Source organism: Telluribacter roseus (assembly GCF_017355915.2).
Classification (GTDB): domain Bacteria; phylum Bacteroidota; class Bacteroidia; order Cytophagales; family Spirosomataceae; genus Telluribacter.
In genome coordinates, this window is record NZ_JAFEUV020000008.1 from 188,877 (window position 1) to 207,315 (window position 18,439).

An 18,439-nucleotide genomic window follows, 5' to 3' on the forward strand; every position below is an offset into this window, starting at 1 on the left:
GGGTACTTACCTCAATTTTTACTGGAATAAGCTTTAACCAAAGTCTTGGCTTCCTCGGGGGTTAATAACGATACACAACCATGCCGGGCTTCTGACGGAAAGCTTACGTCCTCTTCCACTTTCCAGTTAATCAAATCAGGGGAATAAGAAGCACCAAAACGGTTCGTCATGCAGTAGTCATAGAGCAGTAGCCATCCTGGCTTGGTGGGATCTGGCATGACGGTGGGGCCTTCGGTGATGACCGGTACAATCTGCCCGTTATTCAGTGGTCCATCTATATTGGTATAGGGCCCTTCCAGGTTTTTGGAGGTGGCTACCCGGAGGGCTCTCCTTTCACCGGTTCGGGCACCGAATTCCTCCTCCTTATGATAGAGATAGTAGGTTCCTTCGTGTTTCAGTATCGTTCCGTCTATTACCGAATAGCCAGGATTGAAAAGCTCTTTGGCCGGTGTAAAGGTTTTCCAGTCACGGGTCTTACAGTACCAAAGCCGACTCTCCTTCCATCCCGCATCCTTATAGGATGAAGACCAGACTAGGGTATACTCTTTGGTTTCGTCGTCATAAAACCATTCGGGTGCCCAAATATTTTTGGCTAAAGCTCCTGACTCATCCCGTGCGTCTTTCATCAGGGGCAAAGCACCTTCAACCTGCCAGTGAATTAGGTCTTTGGAGGTGGCAAAAAGACAGCTAGGCCCTACTTTCTCCCGGTCGTTACCTCTTCCCCCACCGGTTGCCAACAGGCGCCAAAGCCCATCGGGTCCCCGCCGAACGTAGGGATCACGCATTTGCTGCTCCCATACCGGATTATTGTCATTGAGAGCAGTCCAATGGCGGCCATCAGTGGATAAGGCTATGTGTAACTTTGCTACCAGCATAGGATTCTCTAGGGGCACTTCCACTGTTTTCCCCTGCGCATCAATCTCAATGCGCGTAGGATACCGCTGACGAAAGTAAGTCAGCATATATACCTTTTTATCTTTATCTATTTTGAGCTGCTCCTTTGCCTTTATATCGGCGGAGGCTGTCTCTTTTTTAGATTGGGCCCAGGCCCCCGTAAAGGAGATAAGCAAGGCAATGACTAAGGAGAGTTTCATTACTGTGAAATGTTATAGTGGTCTATAACAAGGAGAGTTACTGCTATTTTCTAACCATCAAATTGAAATTATTGGAAAATGCCTCACTTGCTCCTATCAGTAGTTCTTAAAGTTTTAGGTATGCCAAAGAAGTAGGAATGCTTTGGGAAGGGAAGTGAGAGGTAAAATATACATAGTAAAGAGGGTAGTAGCCCGTAAAAAGCGTCTCATGTAGGGTAGGTTAAGAACTTTGATTAAATCCCATTCGCCTAGTACTTTATTCAGTACCTTTTTTAGTCAGATGAAACGTTACGCTCCACTCCTTTACCTGTTGCTCATTTGGCTGGTAGGCGCCACTACCGCTTACGCCCAATCCAACGAAACGACTACTTTCTGGAAGGGATTTGAGAAAGTAGACTTTACCTTCCGCGATACCCCTGCCTGTTACGTAAAGCCCCGGCAGGCACTGCCGGGTAAGCCGTGGGTGTGGCGCGCGCACTTCCCTACCTGGCATACCGAAATGGACAGCATCCTGCTCAGCCGGGGCTTCCACGTGGCCTATATCAATACCAACGACCTGTTTAGTCACCCCAGGGCTATGCAGCTATGGGACAGGTATTATGACTATCTGACGCAGGAAAAAGGCTTTGCGCCCAAAGTAGCGCTGGAAGGCGTGAGCCGGGGCGGGCTGTACGTGTACGGCTGGGCCAAGCGCAATCCGGCTAAAGTAAGTTGCATCTACGCCGAAGCCCCAGTCTGCGATCCGCGCAGCTGGCCCGGCGGCAAAGGGAAGGGCAGCGGCTCACCGCAGGACTGGACCCGCTGGCGGGAGCTGTATGGGCTGACAGAGGAAGAGGCGGCTCAGTTTACTGACATACCCCTCAACGACCTGGCCGGACTGGCAGCTTTTAAGATACCCATCGTGCACGTGATAGGGCTGAATGACAAGATAGTCCCGCCCGAAGAGAATACCTTTCCGCTGGTGCAGAACTACCTGAGGCTGGGTGGCCCCATCAGCGTGTACCCGATGACCCGCGGCGAACAAAAGCTGGATGGGCACCACTTCCCCATCGAGAGGCCGGAGCAATTCGCGGACTTTATATACCAGCATTCGGTACCTGTGCAGAAAGTACTAGCTACCACTCCCTACCTGGTCCCGAACCGGGGCCTTACCAATGCCTACCAGACCTTTATTTCTACCGGCAAAGGTACCGTCGCCTTCCTGGGTGGATCTATCACGCATAATCCGGGCTGGCGCGATAAAGTATCCAGGTACCTACAGGAGCGTTTTCCTGGTACCCAGTTTACCTTTATAGCAGCAGGTATTCCCTCCCTGGGTAGTACGCCACACGCCCACCGTTTTCAGCGCGATGTACTGGCGAAAGGTACCCCTGACCTCTTGTTTGTGGAATCAGCGGTGAACGACCGTACCAATGGTTTCAGCGAGCAGGCCCAGGTGCGGGCGCTGGAGGGTATCCTGCGCCAGGCCTATGCCGCCAATCCCAAACTGAACGTAGTACTGATGGCCTTTGCGGATCCGGATAAATTTGGGGATTATGATCAGGGCAAGGAGCCCGTGGAGGTAGCGGTACACCGGCGGGTCGCCGCCTACTATGGCGCTCCCTTCATCAACCTGTCGCAGGAGGTATACGATCGGCTGAAGGTCGCAGAGTTTTCGTGGAAGTACGACTTCAAAGATCTGCACCCGTCACCTTTCGGGCAGGAGATTTACTTTCAAACCATGAAGGACTTACTCAAGCAGGAGCCTCCCGCTGGTGTGGCTGTGCAATCTATCACCCTACCTGCCCCACTGGATCGCTTTGCTTATGAAAAAGGGAACTACCGTCCGGTAAGCGAAGCACGAGATACGAAAGGATTTTCGCTGAACCCCTCCTGGAAGCCACAGGGTCAGGTAGGGACTAAACCCGGCGGGACCCGGGCCGGATTTGTGGAGGTACCTGTGCTGGTGGGCGAAGAGGCTGGTGCTTCTTTAACCTTTGACTTCAACGGAAGAGCCGTAGGCATAGCCGTTGTATCCGGCCCCGATGCCGGTACCATCTCGTACAGCATTGATGGCAAAAAGCCGCAGCAGCTTGATCTGTTTACGCAGTGGAGCCAGCAACTACACCTACCCTGGTACCTGATGCTGGCCGATGAACTGAAACCCGGTAAGCATACGCTAAAACTAACAATCGCCGATACAAAAAATCCGGCAAGCGCGGGGAATGCCTGCCGGATCGTGTACTTTCTGGTGAATGAATAGAGGCTGTATGCTGTAAGCTTTAGGCTATAAGCTATAAGCTATTTTTTTATTAGCCTAAAGCTTACAGCGCAAAGCCTACTGCCTGCTCGAAGTTTGGCTAGTGTAGGTACTTTCGAATATCTTATCCGCGTTGCCCGCTTCAAAGCCATCACGGCGGTGCTGGCGCTTTATCTGCTCGGCAGGGAGGTGCGTGAATTCAGGAAGCACCCGTCGCTCGGCAAACTCCACGTAAGAGCCGGAGATACGATGCGTTTCACCCCCCGCAAATTCGGCTTCAATCATCTCGGCCACGGTTGAGCTTTGCAAGAGTCCTCCGTCTGGACTCTCCTTTATCTTCCCGCCAGAGTCGTTGAGCCTGAAGCCGTGCTTTTCCAGAAACTGGTTGAACTCCGCGACGGTGTTATAGCCTTCGGGTAGGTTATGTACACTGATGGTAAAGTGGTTGAGGTAGTACCGGTTGTAGATCACCCAGGCGGCGTACTCACTTTCCTTGAGTAGCGTCAGGTAATCACTCAGCGTAGGGGTACGCCACAGGGGCTGGTGCAGGAATCCATCCACGGCAGCACCATCATTCAGGTCCAGACTATCCACCGGATCGCTGGTCACTTCATCCGTATAGCTGCGGATAATGCGCTGGGTTTCTTCCGACAGTTCACCTACGCGCAGTTCGCTGACGAATATGCGCGGGTGGTGCGGCTGGGGGGGGCTGTACCAGTAGGCATCCAGCTTTTTGCCTTCAAAGTAGTAGTAGTCGCGCTTCTGGTAGCCGTAGTGTAAGAATATCTTCTCGAACGATTGAATACCCAGGTGCGGCACGCCCATGGTCCGGAAGGCAATATGATCGTTTTCAATATCGTTAGGCTGTTCGATCAGGCCTTCGGCAATCATGGCGTTGATGATGCCCATTACATCAGGTACCCGCTCCTGATAGCGGCTCATAAGCCCTTCCAGGACGGTATCCAGGGTTTGTAGTTGCTGCGATGAAGTGTTGTTCATATCCATATGGTCTGCTACTACGCTAATTTGGTAGTTTGTTTCTATAAAAACGAGAATAGGGGTGGATTGATTTGAGAAAATTGTGGTAATGATCCGATGACCCGTGGCACGGTTTCAAACCGTGCCACGGGTACAGTGTCCATCTATAAGATCTGCTGCACCAGCTCATCAGTAATCACTTGGTATGACTCCTGGTAGAAGTTGTTAAAGTTAACCTGCAGGAACTGATGACTCAATTTTTGATTACAGAGGGTACCTTTCCTTAACCCTGCGTAATCACGGAAGGATGAATAAGGCCACTCCTCCAGACGGCTTACCAGTTGTGCTTTCATTGGGTTTTGGTGAATGTAGTGGAAGCAGGTAGTACTGTATAGCTCTTTGTGTAATGTATCGGTAAGGCATTTAAAGCGGGTGTTCTGCGTGAATAAGGAGCCGGTGCGCGCCTCCTGCTTATTGATAGCCTGCGTGTAAGAACTTAATAGATTACGAATACCTTCGCTAAACACATTGCGGCTGATAGGATGATTCCCGACAGGTTTTATTGTATATGAGTTAGCATAGATTAAAAGATGAAAGTGGTTTGGCATCAGACAATAAGCCAATACATCACAGTGGGGGAGCAGATAGATCCGAAACTTCCGAAGGAAAAATAGGTAGTTTTCTGGCTTAAAGAAAAGCGGCTCCCGATTATTCCCCCTATTGTAAACATGATATAGGTGTCCCTCCTGTAATGCCATTAAGCTTATTGGTTTTTGATTTATGCCCAAGCTGTGACCCGTGCCACGGTTTGAAACCGTGGCACGGGTGCGTTTCGGTTCTTTTTCTACTGTAAAAGCATATGAATCTATTTCTCCCTGACCTGTGGCACTGTTTACAACGGTGCCACAGGTCAGTACCTACTACTCTATTAACAGCAAACGAGCGGCTTTGCTTAGAATTAATCGGATAATCCCCAAAACCTTTCGAAATTTGCGATTCATTTAGTATTCATCTGTAATTCAATAAGTACTTTGAAACTCTGGCAAAAGGAAAATACCGTTACCTCTGATAAAATAGAGTGCTTCACCGTAGGACGTGATCGTGAAATGGATCTCTATCTGGCCGAATTTGATGTGTTGGGTAATCTGGCTCACGCGACCATGCTCGAAACCATCGGACTGTTGACAGCCGACGATCTGGCCGCACTGCGTGTTGAGCTAAAAGCCATCCACGAGCAGATACAGAGCGGGGAGTTTGTAATAGAAGAAGGCGTGGAAGATGTACACTCGCAGGTCGAGCTGATGCTGACGCGTAAGCTGGGTGATGTTGGTAAGAAAATACATAGCGGCCGTTCCCGCAACGATCAGGTGCTGGTAGATATGAAGCTTTACGTGCGCGATCAGCTTACGGAAGTAGTACAGGCTACGCAGAAGCTGTTTGACGTACTCGTTCGCCGTTCGGATCAGCACAAGGATGATTTGCTGCCCGGCTATACGCACCTGCAGATTGCCATGCCGTCGTCGTTTGGTCTTTGGTTTGGCGCCTACGCCGAGGCCCTCATTGATGATGTCGTACAACTCAATGCCGCCTATCGTCTGGCCAACCGCAACCCATTGGGATCAGGAGCTGGTTACGGATCGTCGTTCCCGCTCAACCGTACCCTTACAACCCAGCTGCTGGGTTTTGAAGGCATGCATCATAATGTGGTGTATGCTCAGATGAGCCGCGGACGTACCGAGCAGGCGGCTCTTACGGCCATAGCTTCCCTGGCGGCTACCGTGTCGCGGATGGCGATGGACGTGTGCCTCTACAACAGCCAGAACTTCGGCTTTATCATACTCCCCGACGACCTGACTACGGGTAGTAGCATCATGCCCCACAAGAAGAACCCGGACGTGGCCGAGCTGCTTCGCGCTAAGACTAACCGCCTGAAGGCCCTGCCGATGGAGGTGACGCTGGTATTGAGCAACCTGCCTTCGGGTTACCACCGGGATATGCAGCTGCTTAAGGAGATCCTGATGCCTGCGTTTGAAGAAACACTCAATTGCCTGGACATTGCGGCCTTTATGCTGGAGCACATGCAGGTAAAGCCTGACCTGCTGAAGGACGAGAAGTACGATCTGCTGTTCAGTGTGGAGCGGGTCAATGAGCTGGTGATGCAGGGAGTACCTTTCCGCGATGCTTACCGGCAGGTAGGAAAGGAAATAGGCGAAGGTACCTATCAGGCCCCACGCGCGTTGCAGCATACCCATGAGGGCAGCATCGGGAACCTACAGAACGAGGAGATCAGAGCGCGTATGGAGCAGGAGCTGTCGCGTTTTGAATTTGGTAAAGTAGACACTGCTCTTAAAAATCTCCTCAACGCGTGATCCCATTTAGTAAAGTTTGGTTCGCTCTGGTTGCGCTGAGTACCGGAGCGATAGGGTATTGGTCGTGCAGTACGGGAGGACAGCAGCGGGGAGAGGCGCTGGCTCGTACGCACTGCGGTGGATGTCACGTATTTCCGCAACCTTCGCAGCTTCCCAAAAAGGTATGGGACGAGGGGGTACTTCCGCACATGGCGGCCCGCCTGGGTATCGCCTATGGGGGGCTAAATCTGGATAGCCTGCAGGGTGCCAACGAGCAGGAGGTCATAGATGCCGGCGTATTCCCGGTGGAGCCGGTGGTGAGCCAGAAGGAGTGGGAGAGTATCATCGCCTACTACCTGCAGAACGCTCCTGATGAGCTGACGGATTCCGTGCGAAAGGAGGCACCGCAGCCATTGAATGGTTTTCAGGTACGTGCCACGCCGCATCCTATACAGGCCATGGTGACGGCGGTACGTTATGATTCATTGCACCAGCGGATCTGGGCGGGGCTACGCTCAGGGGCCATCTATGTACTGGATCCCACTCTTCGGCCGGTAGACTCTCTGTTCCGATCCCGCAGTCCCTTCTCCGATATACGTATCCGGAAGAACGAATGGGAATTACTAAGTATGGGGATCATGGACCCGAACGATAAGAGCACTGGAGACTTGTTCCATATAAGTAAGGAGGAGGGGAAGTGGAAGGGAAAAGCGCTGGTAGAGGGATTACGTCGTCCGGTACATATGTCTTATGCCGATATCAACAAAGATGGTCGGGAGGATGTGGTGGTGTCTGAGTACGGCAACTACGTAGGCCGCCTGGCCTGGTACGAAGCTATGGCCAATGACAGTATGCGCAGGCATATTATTGAGAATCGGCCCGGAGCCCGCCAGACCTACTGGCACGACTACAACGGGGATGGCCGCAAAGACCTGTGGGTACTGTGGGCGCAGGGCGACGAACAGATAGCTGTCTACCTGAATGATGACAGGGGAAACTTTGTCAAGAAAGTACTGCTCCGCTTCTCGCCGGTGTTTGGGTCAGGGTACTTTGAGTTGGCTGATTTCAACAAGGATGGCCACATGGATATCCTGTATGTCAACGGGGATAATGCGGACCTTTCACATACTATGAAGCCTTACCACGGTATCCGCATCTACCTCAACAATGGTTCGGGAGTTTTTAAGGAGAGCTTTTTCTACCCAATGAACGGGGCTACCCAAGCGCAGGCCCGCGACTTTGATGGTGATGGTGATCTGGACATTGCAGCCATTGCTTTCTTTCCTGATTATGATAAGAAACCGGTGGAGAGTTTTGTGTACCTGGAAAACCAGGGAGGGGGCAAGTACCTGCCCCGCACTTTCAGCGATACCAACCTGGGGCGTTGGCTGACGATGGATATCGCCGATGTGGATCAGGATGGTGACCTGGATATTCTGCTGGGTTCATTCTCTCTGACTATTACTCCTACACCTAAAGAAGTAAAAGAGCGCTGGAACCGGGAAAACAGGGGAGTCGTACTTCTCAGAAATACGCTACGCTAGGTAAGCATCAGGTACTTACTGCTACAATAAAAAAAGCCGGGCGGATATCCGCCCGGCTTTTATATATACACCACAATCAATCTATTACAATCCAAGACGGTCCCACCATACGCGGCCGGTAGCATCCTGTGGATCACGACCGAAGCCCTGGATCCTTGACATCTCTTCGTAAGCAGCCTGCTTATTAGCGAAGTTAGGATCGTTCGGGTTGATTAATCCAAGCGGAGCACGACGGGGAAGTACCAGCGTAGCGCCGTTGTTGGTCAGAGTAGGCATAGGCACTACCGAGTTAGCGTTAGGGAAACCGGTACGCTTCCAGGTAGCCCATCCTTCGGTAGGCTGCTTCAGGAAGTGCAGGTAAGCCTGGCTGGCGATCTGCTCCAGTGCTTTAGCAGGATTGAAGGCTACTTCGGGCTCTGCCATATACGCATCAATCTCAGCCTGCGTTACAGGAGTATAGTTAGTCAGATTAGCTCCCTGAGCGATAGTGTCGTACCATCTGATAGAGCTCACTACGCCTGTCTCATACCAAGTCTTAGCGCTTTCGGCGGTGATACCACGAGCAGCAGCCTCGGCCCGCATGAACGCAAAGTCAGCGAAGGTAATAACCGGCAGATAAGAGAATCCGGTACCGGCGTTGCCGTTAGCATCAGCTATGGTAGCACTGAAAAGGCGAGGCTGGATGAAAGACAGTGTATCTATCGACAGCTGCTGACCATTCGATGTTACCATACGAGGCGTGTAGTACCGCTGGATAACCGTCTGGCTTCTTACTTCATCAGGATTGGTGAAGCTACCTACGTACCGACGGGCAGGAGCCTGAGTACCAGCTGGCAGCATATTGTTCGCTACAAGCAGATCAACGTTGGCTTGTGAGTAGGAGTTAGGCGTAAAGAACGCATCCAGACGAGGATCTTTGTTTTCCCACATAAAGTCAACCATAGGCTTGGGAGCACGCAACGTTGTAGGATCAAAGTTACCACCACCGGTAAAGGCGGCATTGGCTCTGTACACCCAGCTATCTTCGTTAGATGCCATCAGATCACCAGCAGGCTGTGAAAGTACCTCTTTGATGATAGTCTCAGCCTTCGTGCGATCAGCATTCACCTGACGCAGGGCTATCTTCAGACGTAGCGCATTTCCGGCTTTCACCCATTGCTGAGCGTTACCGCCGTAGTACTGGTCGTATTGTCCCAAGCTTACCTGAGGAGCCGATGGAGCGGCCTTCAGAGTACTGATAGCTTCTTTCAGGTCAGTGTCCAGCTGGGCGAATATCTCCTGCTGGCTGTCATAGCCTGGCTGTAGAGTACCACCATAACGTGCCTGGAAAGCCTCTGAATAAGGGATGCTACCAAAGATATCAGATACGTAGAACGTATAGTATGATCTCAGGATCCGGGCAATACGGATCATGTGCTGATAGCGAGCCTGCTCTTCGGTCGGCATCTTTTCTACCAGTTTTTCGATATCATACAGACGGTCACCGATACCGTTGTACAGCCTTCCGTAGCGCTGTGAGAAGTTATCCCAGGTTTGGGTAAAGGCTCCCTGGTTACCGTTCAGGTCGGTAGTGTATTGCATCCAGGGCATAATACGACGGTAAAAATCGTAGTAAGCCTCAAAGTCCTGGTCATGGATGCTCTTGCTTGCATTAAGGAACTGATTCTGGGGGGGCACCGCCGAGAGTGCATCGGGATTAGTGTTGATATCCACGAACGCCTGCTTCTCACAAGAGGTCATCAGAAATCCCGCGGCCGCCAGTAGCAGAATTTTATGTTTGAAATAGTTCATGTTGCTTCTGTTGTTGTATTCTTAGTAAGTATGGGTTATTAGAGCCCGATGTTAACCGATACACCCAGGTTACGAGTGAATGGAAGTCCACCGTACTCCATGAATTCGCCCGCACGGTTGCTGTAAAGACCTTCTGGGTTGATACCATCCTTGGCAGTGCGGTACAGGTAAATCAGGTTACGACCTACCAGGCTCACACGCATCGACTGGATCTTAGCTTTGTTAGTGATTGAGGCAGGAATGTCATATCCTACTGATACTTCACGCAGAGATACCCATGAGTTTTCGAATACAGAGAATTCACGGATACCCGAGCCCCACTGGGTTAGGTTCTGGTAGTAAGCGAAAGCAGGGATAGGAGTCAGATAGCCTTTCTCTACTGCCTCAGCGTAGGTCATACCACCCAGGTCAACTACCTGATCATTGACACGTACCTGGTAGCCATCGGCCAGTACACCTTCAGGAATGATACCATCATTGCGAACAACGCCGGAAGCATCAGTAAAGGTTACACCACCGAGTTCGGCATTACGACCTGGCAGGGTAAAGTCAAACGCACCGTAAGATGAACCGTACTGGTGAGTAGCCGAAGCCATCAGACCACCGATTTTGGCATCCAGTTGTACGTTAGCGCTGAAGTTACCGTAGCGGAAGCTGTTGACGTTGCTCGCCAGGAAGTTTTCCATCATAGTACCCAGCTCTTTAGAACCCTGTCCGTAAGCACCGCTACGCAGGTAGGAAGGATAACCACCTACTGTACCACTGGCAGCACCAATCACTCTCTGACCATTGGCAGGGTGCGAAATAGCATTACCGCTGGCATCTTTGGCCTGGTAGGTAGCAAATGCATACGAAGTTACCAGTGTACCGTAGTCTTTGCCTACACGGGCTACTGACGCGATATCAGCACCGAAGCCCAGGGCCAGTTCGTAGGTATCAGTACCTTCTACCAGTTCAAGTACCTTGTTGCGGTTGCGGGTAAAGTTGAAGTTGGTATTCCACTCAAACTTGTTGGTCTTAACCGGAGTAGCAGTGATCAATAGCTCAACCCCTTTGTTCTGAATTTTACCGGCGTTAACGATGCGACGGCCTACACCTGATTCAGGAGTAGTGTTCAGGCTAAGAATTTCGTTGCGGGTAAGCTTGTTGTATACCGTTACGTCAAAGCCCAGACGGCCGCTGAAGAAACGAATGTCAGCACCTACTTCCCACTCACGAGCCAGACGGTTACGCAGGGCGTAGTTAGGAAGAGTGTTATCACGGAAGCCTGACAGGTTGAGCAGGCCACCACCAGGTAGTGTATAAGGATCCAGAGGGCCGTAGTTACCGGTTGAGTTGGTCACCCATGGGTCAGTGTCACCACCTGTGAAACCGTAGCTGGCACGTAGCTTACCGAACGAAAGCCAGGTAGGCAGGTTAGACAGCGACTCAGTAGCCATCCAGGCCAGACCTACCGCAGGATACGAGTAGGAGTGGTTACCGCTTCCGTCGGCGTAGGTCAGTGTTGATGACCAGTCATTGCGGTAGCTGAAGTTAAGCGTAAGTGCATCCCGGTAAGTCAGGTCTCCATACGCATAAAGAGCATCGATACGGCGGGAAGGTGTAAGTCTGTTCTCAAGAATCAGTGTATTGGTAGTATTAGCCAGTGAGAATACATCTGGTACACGAAGACCACCATTGGTAGCAGCACGGAAATAACGGCCACCGTTGAGGTAGTTGGTTTCACCCCCTACGTTGAAGCTCAGATTGAAGTCTTCACCCAGCTGGCGGCTAGCCATCAACAGACCCTGGAAGCGCGACTGGCTCCGGTTTTCAGTATATTCACCGTATTCACCACCCGTAAATCCGGCATTAGGTCCACGGTTATTGTTAGATCCGGCATAAAGCTCAGTCTGTACGTTACCACGTACCAGGAAGCTCAACCATGGAGTGATAGTACCATTCAAATCCACGTTACCACGGAAGATTTTCTCGTTACGTAGTTGTCTGTACTGGAACGTCTCCCACATAAAGGCAGTCATACCATAGGGATCAGCGGCACCCTGACGACGTCCACCGACAACAGGATCAATGTAGTTGTTGGCCCAGTAGTTGATATCCATTGAGCGGGGACGAGCGAATACAAAGCGGAATACAGGGTTGAAGTTACCACCCTGACGGATTGGGTTCACCATGTCGTTGTCTGTGTAGTCAGCGCTCACGTCCAGGTTGAAGATGCTACCGATCTTCTGCGTACCGCGGATGTTGAAGTTGTTACGCTTCATTTCGGTACCGGCAGGCATGATAGTCGAGTTGCGCAGGCTTGAGAACGCAGCCCGGAAAGAACCACGGTCAGTACCGCCTTCTACGGCTACGTTATGGTTGATGAATTTACCGGTCTGGAAGAAGCTCAGAGGATCGTTGGCTTTCCATTCTACCATACGACCATCCAGGTCACGAACTTGCTGGCCGTTGAACTCAGGACCGTACGAATAGTTATAGTTAGGGCGATCTACTTCGTCTACCCCATCAGCACCTTTGGCAAAGGTAGGGTTCAGACCAGCACCAAAGCGGTTCTGGAGATCCAGGAAGCGGTAAGCTGTTTCGAAAGAAGACGTATGGTTGTAGGTAACTCCAAGACCTTTGTCCTGACGACCTTTCTTGGTCTGGATTACAACTACTCCGTTCAAAGCTTCTGAACCGTACAACGAGCTGGCCGCTGAACCTTTCAACACCGTCATTGACTCGATGTTGTCAGGGTTGATGTTCTTCATGATATTACCGAAATCCTGAGCAGCACCCCACGAGTCAGCACCCGAAGTACCCGGGCGAATCAGCACCCCGTCTACTACGAAAAGAGGCTGAGCGTTAGGGCTCAGTGAAGCGTTACCACGGATACGGATACGAGAAGATGACATAGGACCACCAGTACCCTGGTTGATCATAACCCCGGCAACTTTACCCTGTAGGGCGTTTACCAGGTTGGCGTTGTTGGTACGAGCCAGTTCAGGACCTGCCACACTCTGTACAGCATAAGCTAACTTGCGGGCTTCCTGTGTCATACCAAAGCCGGTAACAACTACTTCGTTCAGGGTCTTGGTATCTTCTTCCAGCGTTACATTTAGTTCACTGGCATTACCTACCGGAACCTCTTTGCTCAGATATCCGATAGAGGAGAAAACCAGAACAGAATTGTCAGATGGGATATTTACTCTAAAAGTACCATCGGCATCTGTCGCACCGCCTGTATTAGTTCCTTTTACTAAGAAAGAAACACCGGGTAGAGGGGATCCCTCCTGATCACGCACCGTACCAGTGACGGCTCTGCGGTTCTGAGCCATACTCAACGTGCTGCTTAGCAACAGGAGAAGTACGATCAGTACACGATGTAAAGACGTAAATCTTGGTAACATAAATAGTTTGAAAAAGTGGTTAGATTGGTTAAAGATGGACTAACAGCTTTGTGTGTTTTTAACACCTACTGAACGTTGATGTAACTGCTAATACATATAAATATAGTATAATTGATTCAAATATAAATACTTTTATTATAAACAAGCTTCCGAATTTTAAATTATTTTAAAATATGCTTGCCCTACGTGTACAATTAGGTAATACAGGAAGTAAGAAATAGAAATGTAGATAGGGGAGAGGTTGCAAGTACCCGATTGTTACAAATTGTAATCAGTTTTCTGCTTATTGCTTAAGACGAACTTTCTGAAGGACACACTCGCCTACTTTAGCCCCCTGTGTCTGTCCCTGCTCAATGGCAGCCCGGTAGTGGATACCACCATAGAGCCGACTAATGGCAGCCTCGTCACAAGCCTGCTTAAAGGAGGTGAAGCGGCGGGTGGGCAGGCCGTATTCTACCTCGGTTGTATCCAGAAAAGTAAAGTCCTGGCCGAACCAGTCTGAAAGTACCGTAGCCACCGCCGTAGAGATCACGCTGTGCCCGCTGGTGTACTCCGGAAAGGGGGGCGTCTGCAGGAGCGGGTGCCAGGCTTCATCAATATGTGCATTAATGACCGTTTCGGGGCGAATCATCTGGCTGCGGTACTTTTCATCCCAGCAACTAATAAAGCTATCGAACAAAGCAATAGACGTAAGTACGTAAGCAGCCGACGTAGCAGGCCAGTCCAGTTTTGCGGACGCGGCCGCCTGACCGGCTATGGATATCCAGTGCCCGCCGGGCGAGAGTTTTTTAGTAGCAAAGTTGAGGTGGCCCTGCGTATTGAGGAAGAAAGGGTTGCAGTCCCAGTAGCTGGCGATCAGCCTTTGCTCGTCGGTCATCTGACGGGTTACGTCATACACCTCACGCGCCTGCTTCATAAACTCACTATCTCTGTCAGTGCTGAACGCCGGGGGTGGGACGGGTTTGAACTGCTGGGCCGAATCCAGAACTACCGGGCGGATCTTGCCCCAATGAGGCTCGATGGCATCCATAAAGCCGGGAGGCGTAGGCATCCATTTGCCGGGCGTCTTACTGTACGAGTAGCGGCGCCGCTTGCGGGTAGCCAGGTAGTTATCCCCAGCGGCCCACTTCATGATGCTGTCGCTAACTGCCTGTCCGTAACGGAGGGAGTTCTGGTAGGTAGCCGGATTTTTCTCGCCTACTTCCCGCAGCAGTACTTCTACACTGTCTTTAAGCAGGTGCTCGGAGAATACGAGCAACCCTCCCGTCCGCGAAAAAGCATATAGGGCCGCCAGCTGGTAGTTGACGGCTCCCTGAGTTGGTATCTGAGCAATAGCGGGAAAGTCTGCCACCTGGCCATGTAGACTAGCGTAGCTCTCCTTCTCGCGAATGAGAGCCTCATAGGCGGCAGCATTGGCATATAAGTAAATGCGGCTGGCTACCGGGGGCGAGAATATGTCGTGGACTATAGTGCGGGTGAGGTTCTTCTGAGCCCGGTGCAGCAGCGCCGTAGAGGGAGCAGGCCCCTGCGGATGTACACCTCCCAGGCATAGCGCCGGGGAGGAGCAGAGCAGTAACAAAAGTAAACGTCGGATGTAGCTCATTTCCTGCTGTCCCTATTTATGGGGTTGATTGATCCTGAATACCAGTACTTCGTCCTCGTTGCGCCCCACAACCAGCCACTTCTGCTGGGCTCCGGAGTTGATAAGCGTCATGGAGCGCACATCGCCACCCGCCCATAGTCCGGACTGCTCGGGGCCTACCGGCTCAAAACGCATAGGCCCTATTTGCTTAAGAAAAAGGCCGAAGGAAGCATCACAAGGCCCCAACTGCACCCGGTAGGGTAAGAAGTTACCCGCCACAACCAGGTCTGTTTTTCCGTCGCCATCCACATCATCTGCCACGATACCGCTGATGCGGGATACCTGGGCGGTCTGGGGTAGTTCATGAACAGCAAAGGTGAAGCCCCCTTTATTTTCCAGAATTACACTGGATAGCTGGCGGCAGTAGAGCTTCCGGGCTTTCTCAACGGCAGCCTTACCGAACAGGTCTTCGGTGGTGGCATCGGCGTAGGAGGCGTAGGAGGTATACTTACGGCGGAGTGGTACCATCTGGTCCAGCATCTCATCCCTCGAAAACATCGGGAAGCTCTTGTCGCCCACGTAGTAGCTGGTGATTGGATCAATGACACCATTCTTATCAAAATCATCGTAGTGTAGTATCATGGGCTTACCCACCGAAGCCTTAAACTGGTTGTTCAGCCCGCTGTTGCCCACTATGAAGTCCATATCCCCATCCCCATCCAGGTCAGTAGCGGTAATGGAGGCCCACATCCCTTCGGTATTGAGCAGGCTCTTGTCTTTTACCTCTTCAAAGCCATTGGATTTGTTACGGAACGTACGAATCCCCATCCAGTCACCTGCCAGCACCAGGTCCTTGCGGCCATCGGCATCCAGGTCGGCAAAGGTAGCGGCGGTGATCATGCCCGGGTTGAGCAGGAGGGGACTCCACTCGGCTGTGGCATCGGTGAAGCGGGGCTGTCCGGGTGTACCATCGTTGCGCAGCAGGTAGCTACGGGCGGCTTCGGGGTAAGAGCCGGGTACGGCCCGTCCTCCCACAAACAGGTCCAGGTCGCCATCACCGTCTATGTCGGCGCTCACTACGCACTGCTTGCTGCTGAGCATGGCCGGAAGCGCTGCCGGGGCGTAGAGCATAGTACCATCACCCTGGTTGAGGTAGAGGTGGTCCTGGTACTCGGGCGACTGATCCTCGTATTCGTTCCCGCCGCAAACTACGTACAGGTCCAGATCCCCATCCTGATCAGCATCAAAGAAGTGCGCCCCTACTTCCTCTGATACCACATGCTGTCGCCACGGCTGGGCAGAGGCAGCTATGAACTTGCCATTGGCTGTCTGGAGGTACAGTACCCCAAACTGATTGGCCGCACCGCCAAAGTACAGGTCTTCCCGACCATCGCCGTTGACGTCGCCCCGCGCCAGAGCCGGTCCCATACGCGAAAGCTGGTAGGGCAGGAGTACTTCTACTTTGAAGTCTACAAAATCATTTTCCTGATGGTAAAAATCCAGCCCCGTTGCTTCCGGCGCGAGCTGCTCGAATAGGGTAGGTTTGGCTACCTGCTGAGCAAGAGCCTTGGCAGGAGTGCCAGTAGCCGGTTCCTTTACTTCTACTATTTGATTGGGAGCCGGAGCCGGTAGTACAGAACGCGCGCCCATAGGCCAGACGATCACCACGGAGTCGATGGCGGTAGCTTTACCCAGCCCGAAATGCAGATCAGTCGTGACCGAGGACTGGTAACCCCGTACCGGATACAGCTCTTTGTACTGCTGCTGCCCCCCGGCATATACCCATACCTTCGCCCCCAGGGCCTGCGAGTTAGAGGCTTTGCCTTCCAACCGGACGGTCAGGTACTGCTTTTGGGCAGCGTTATTCTGGTATATGTGGAGTGGCTCATTGATGTTGGAAACTACCAGATCCAGGTCACCGTCCCCGTCGAAATCGGCATAGGCGGCGGCATTTGACACGGTAGCCTCCGTCAGCCCCCACGACTGCGACACATCTTCAAATCCCAGCAGGTTGGCGGTTTCGCCTCCCCGGTTACGGAATATATAGTTGCGTAGCTTGTTGGACGGCATTTTCTGCACCAGTCCGTAGGTCCTGAAGTTCAGGTTGCCCTTGGCGGCTTCCTTTAGCTGCTCATCGGCTACAGTATACTTCAGGAAATCCATGTTGGTGAAGTCGCGCAGGTAGCCATTCGTGATCAGGATGTCCTTCCAGCCGTCGTTGTCAAAGTCAGCCATAAGGCCGGCCCAGCTCCAGTCGGTGTTGGAGATGCCCGCAAGTTGTCCTATTTCACTAAATCGGACCCGTTTCTCTGCATCCAGTCCCACGTTGAGGTGGAGCATGTTCCGCATCTGCTGGTGGTAATAGCCGCTGTCGAGCAGCAGGTGGTACTGGTCGTACTGATCGGGGCCCTTCAGGAGCTTCTGCCGGTGGTTGTCCTCGGGGAGCATGTCCAGCGTAAGTACATCCGGTCGGCCGTCATTATTAAAGTCACCTACATCCGCTCCCATCGAAAACTTGGAAACGTGCGCGAACGACTGCTTAAGGGACTCGGTAAAGGTCGGTCCGTCGCCACGGCCATTGCGGTTGTTGACGTAGTAGCAGTCCACTTCGGTATAGTCGCTGGTAGTGTACAGGTCGGGCCAGCCATCCTGATTGATATCGGCTACCGTCACGCTCAGGCCGAAGTTGAGGGCATTGTTGATGATACCGGAGTTGAGCGTCACATCCGTAAATTTCAATTGGCCGTTTTGGCTGTCGTTCCGGAAGAGGCGGTTGCCAAAGTGGCGGCTCGGGGTACGACGTATCTGCCGGGTGTTCAGCAGCGGATTAACGGTATGGTTAGAATGGTTCAGCAGAAACATATCCAGATCGCCGTCGCGGTCGTAGTCAAAGAAGGCCGCCTGAGTAGACAAGGTACCGGGCGCATCCAGGCCCGCCTGTTTTCCCATCTCCTTGAATACAGGTACCCCATTCTTTACACCCTGGTTGATGTACAACTCGTTGGCGAGCCTGGTAGAGTCACGGAAGAAGCCCGAGTGGCAGACGTAGATGTCCAGCAGTCCGTCACCATTGACATCCACCACGCTGACACCTGTACTCCAGGTACCGTTGCCGGCTACGTTGGCTTTGCGAGTCACATCTTCAAACCGGATGCTGCCGGGCGTCTGGGCCGAGCGGTTGAGGTACAGCTTGTTCTTTACCGTATTGCCCGACACGAACAGGTCGGGCCGTCCGTCCCCGTCGAAGTCCCCGATGCCTACGCCATTGCCGTTGTAGAGGTACTCGTACCGGAATATGTGCAGGGAGTCGTTTTCCTGAATCTTATTCACGAAGTCAACACCACTGGCTTTGGGTGTGAGGCGGGTAAAGAGGGACTGGGCAGAGGCTTCTACCCCCATGAGTACCATAGCTCCCACAAGGAAAGAGCCTATTCTCTTCCGGTACATATCAGGTGCGCAAGCAGCCATATG

The 18,439-nt window shown here is 52.1% G+C and carries 10 protein-coding genes; 3 read left to right on the forward strand and 7 right to left on the reverse strand.

Annotated elements, in window-relative coordinates; genetic code table 11:
* Positions 1-11: 11 nt before the first annotated feature.
* Positions 12-1,094 (reverse strand): glycoside hydrolase family 43 protein, encoded by a 1,083-nt coding sequence (locus tag JTN23_RS16095; protein WP_247235988.1) that lies wholly within the window; start codon positions 1,092-1,094, stop codon positions 12-14.
* Positions 1,095-1,374: 280 nt separating this feature from the next.
* Between JTN23_RS16095 and JTN23_RS16100 the strand changes: the two genes are divergently transcribed.
* Positions 1,375-3,336 carry an SGNH/GDSL hydrolase family protein gene (locus JTN23_RS16100; RefSeq protein WP_247235992.1) on the forward strand — a complete coding sequence of 654 codons (1,962 nt, stop codon included), beginning with the start codon at positions 1,375-1,377 and terminating at the stop codon, positions 3,334-3,336.
* A gap of 75 nt (positions 3,337-3,411) precedes the next feature.
* On the opposite strand, the gene JTN23_RS16105 is transcribed toward JTN23_RS16100, so the two are convergent.
* Both JTN23_RS16105 and JTN23_RS16110 read right to left on the reverse strand, forming a co-directional pair.
* Positions 3,412-4,332 (reverse strand): DUF1338 domain-containing protein, encoded by a 921-nt coding sequence (locus JTN23_RS16105; protein WP_247235997.1) that lies wholly within the window; start codon positions 4,330-4,332, stop codon positions 3,412-3,414.
* Positions 4,333-4,475: 143 nt separating this feature from the next.
* A complete protein-coding gene (locus JTN23_RS16110; RefSeq protein WP_247235998.1) occupies positions 4,476-4,664 on the reverse strand; it encodes a hypothetical protein in 189 nt (62 codons plus the stop codon).
* A 678-nt stretch (positions 4,665-5,342) separates the two neighbouring features.
* Here JTN23_RS16110 and argH point away from each other — a divergent pair.
* Positions 5,343-6,680 carry an argininosuccinate lyase gene (gene argH / locus JTN23_RS16115; RefSeq protein WP_247235999.1) on the forward strand — a complete coding sequence of 446 codons (1,338 nt, stop codon included), beginning with the start codon at positions 5,343-5,345 and terminating at the stop codon, positions 6,678-6,680.
* Positions 6,677-8,203: an FG-GAP repeat domain-containing protein gene (locus tag JTN23_RS25930; RefSeq protein WP_247236000.1), complete on the forward strand. Its 1,527-nt coding sequence runs from the start codon at positions 6,677-6,679 to the stop codon at positions 8,201-8,203. The genes argH and JTN23_RS25930 overlap by 4 nt, the downstream gene beginning before the upstream one ends.
* An 84-nt stretch (positions 8,204-8,287) precedes the next feature.
* On the opposite strand, the gene JTN23_RS16125 is transcribed toward JTN23_RS25930, so the two are convergent.
* From JTN23_RS16125 to JTN23_RS16140, 4 genes are all read right to left on the reverse strand, one after another.
* Positions 8,288-9,994, reverse strand: coding sequence for a SusD/RagB family nutrient-binding outer membrane lipoprotein (locus JTN23_RS16125; protein WP_247236001.1), 1,707 nt, complete (start codon positions 9,992-9,994; stop codon positions 8,288-8,290).
* Positions 9,995-10,032: 38 nt separating this feature from the next.
* Positions 10,033-13,386, reverse strand: coding sequence for a SusC/RagA family TonB-linked outer membrane protein (locus tag JTN23_RS16130; RefSeq protein WP_247236007.1), 3,354 nt, complete (start codon positions 13,384-13,386; stop codon positions 10,033-10,035).
* 283 nt (positions 13,387-13,669) lie between these two features.
* Positions 13,670-14,989, reverse strand: coding sequence for a vanadium-dependent haloperoxidase (locus JTN23_RS16135; protein ID WP_247236009.1), 1,320 nt, complete (start codon positions 14,987-14,989; stop codon positions 13,670-13,672).
* Between the two features lie 12 nt (positions 14,990-15,001).
* Entirely contained in the window at positions 15,002-18,436 is a 3,435-nt protein-coding gene (locus tag JTN23_RS16140) for a VCBS repeat-containing protein (RefSeq protein ID WP_247236011.1), read from the reverse strand.
* Between the last annotated feature and the right edge of the window lie 3 nt (positions 18,437-18,439).

Excerpts from the sequence above, each read along its gene's own strand:
- JTN23_RS16140 (WP_247236011.1), bottom strand. The coding sequence starts at position 18,436 with ATGGCTGCTTGCGCACCTGATATGTACCGGAAGAGAATAGGCTCTTTC.
- JTN23_RS16135 (WP_247236009.1), bottom strand. The coding sequence starts at position 14,989 with ATGAGCTACATCCGACGTTTACTTTTGTTACTGCTCTGCTCCTCCCCG.
- JTN23_RS16105 (WP_247235997.1), bottom strand. The coding sequence starts at position 4,332 with ATGAACAACACTTCATCGCAGCAACTACAAACCCTGGATACCGTCCTG.
- JTN23_RS16100 (WP_247235992.1), top strand. The coding sequence starts at position 1,375 with ATGAAACGTTACGCTCCACTCCTTTACCTGTTGCTCATTTGGCTGGTA.
- JTN23_RS16130 (WP_247236007.1), bottom strand. The coding sequence starts at position 13,386 with ATGTTACCAAGATTTACGTCTTTACATCGTGTACTGATCGTACTTCTC.
- JTN23_RS16125 (WP_247236001.1), bottom strand. The coding sequence starts at position 9,994 with ATGAACTATTTCAAACATAAAATTCTGCTACTGGCGGCCGCGGGATTT.
- JTN23_RS16095 (WP_247235988.1), bottom strand. The coding sequence starts at position 1,094 with ATGAAACTCTCCTTAGTCATTGCCTTGCTTATCTCCTTTACGGGGGCC.
- JTN23_RS16110 (WP_247235998.1), bottom strand. The coding sequence starts at position 4,664 with ATGAAAGCACAACTGGTAAGCCGTCTGGAGGAGTGGCCTTATTCATCC.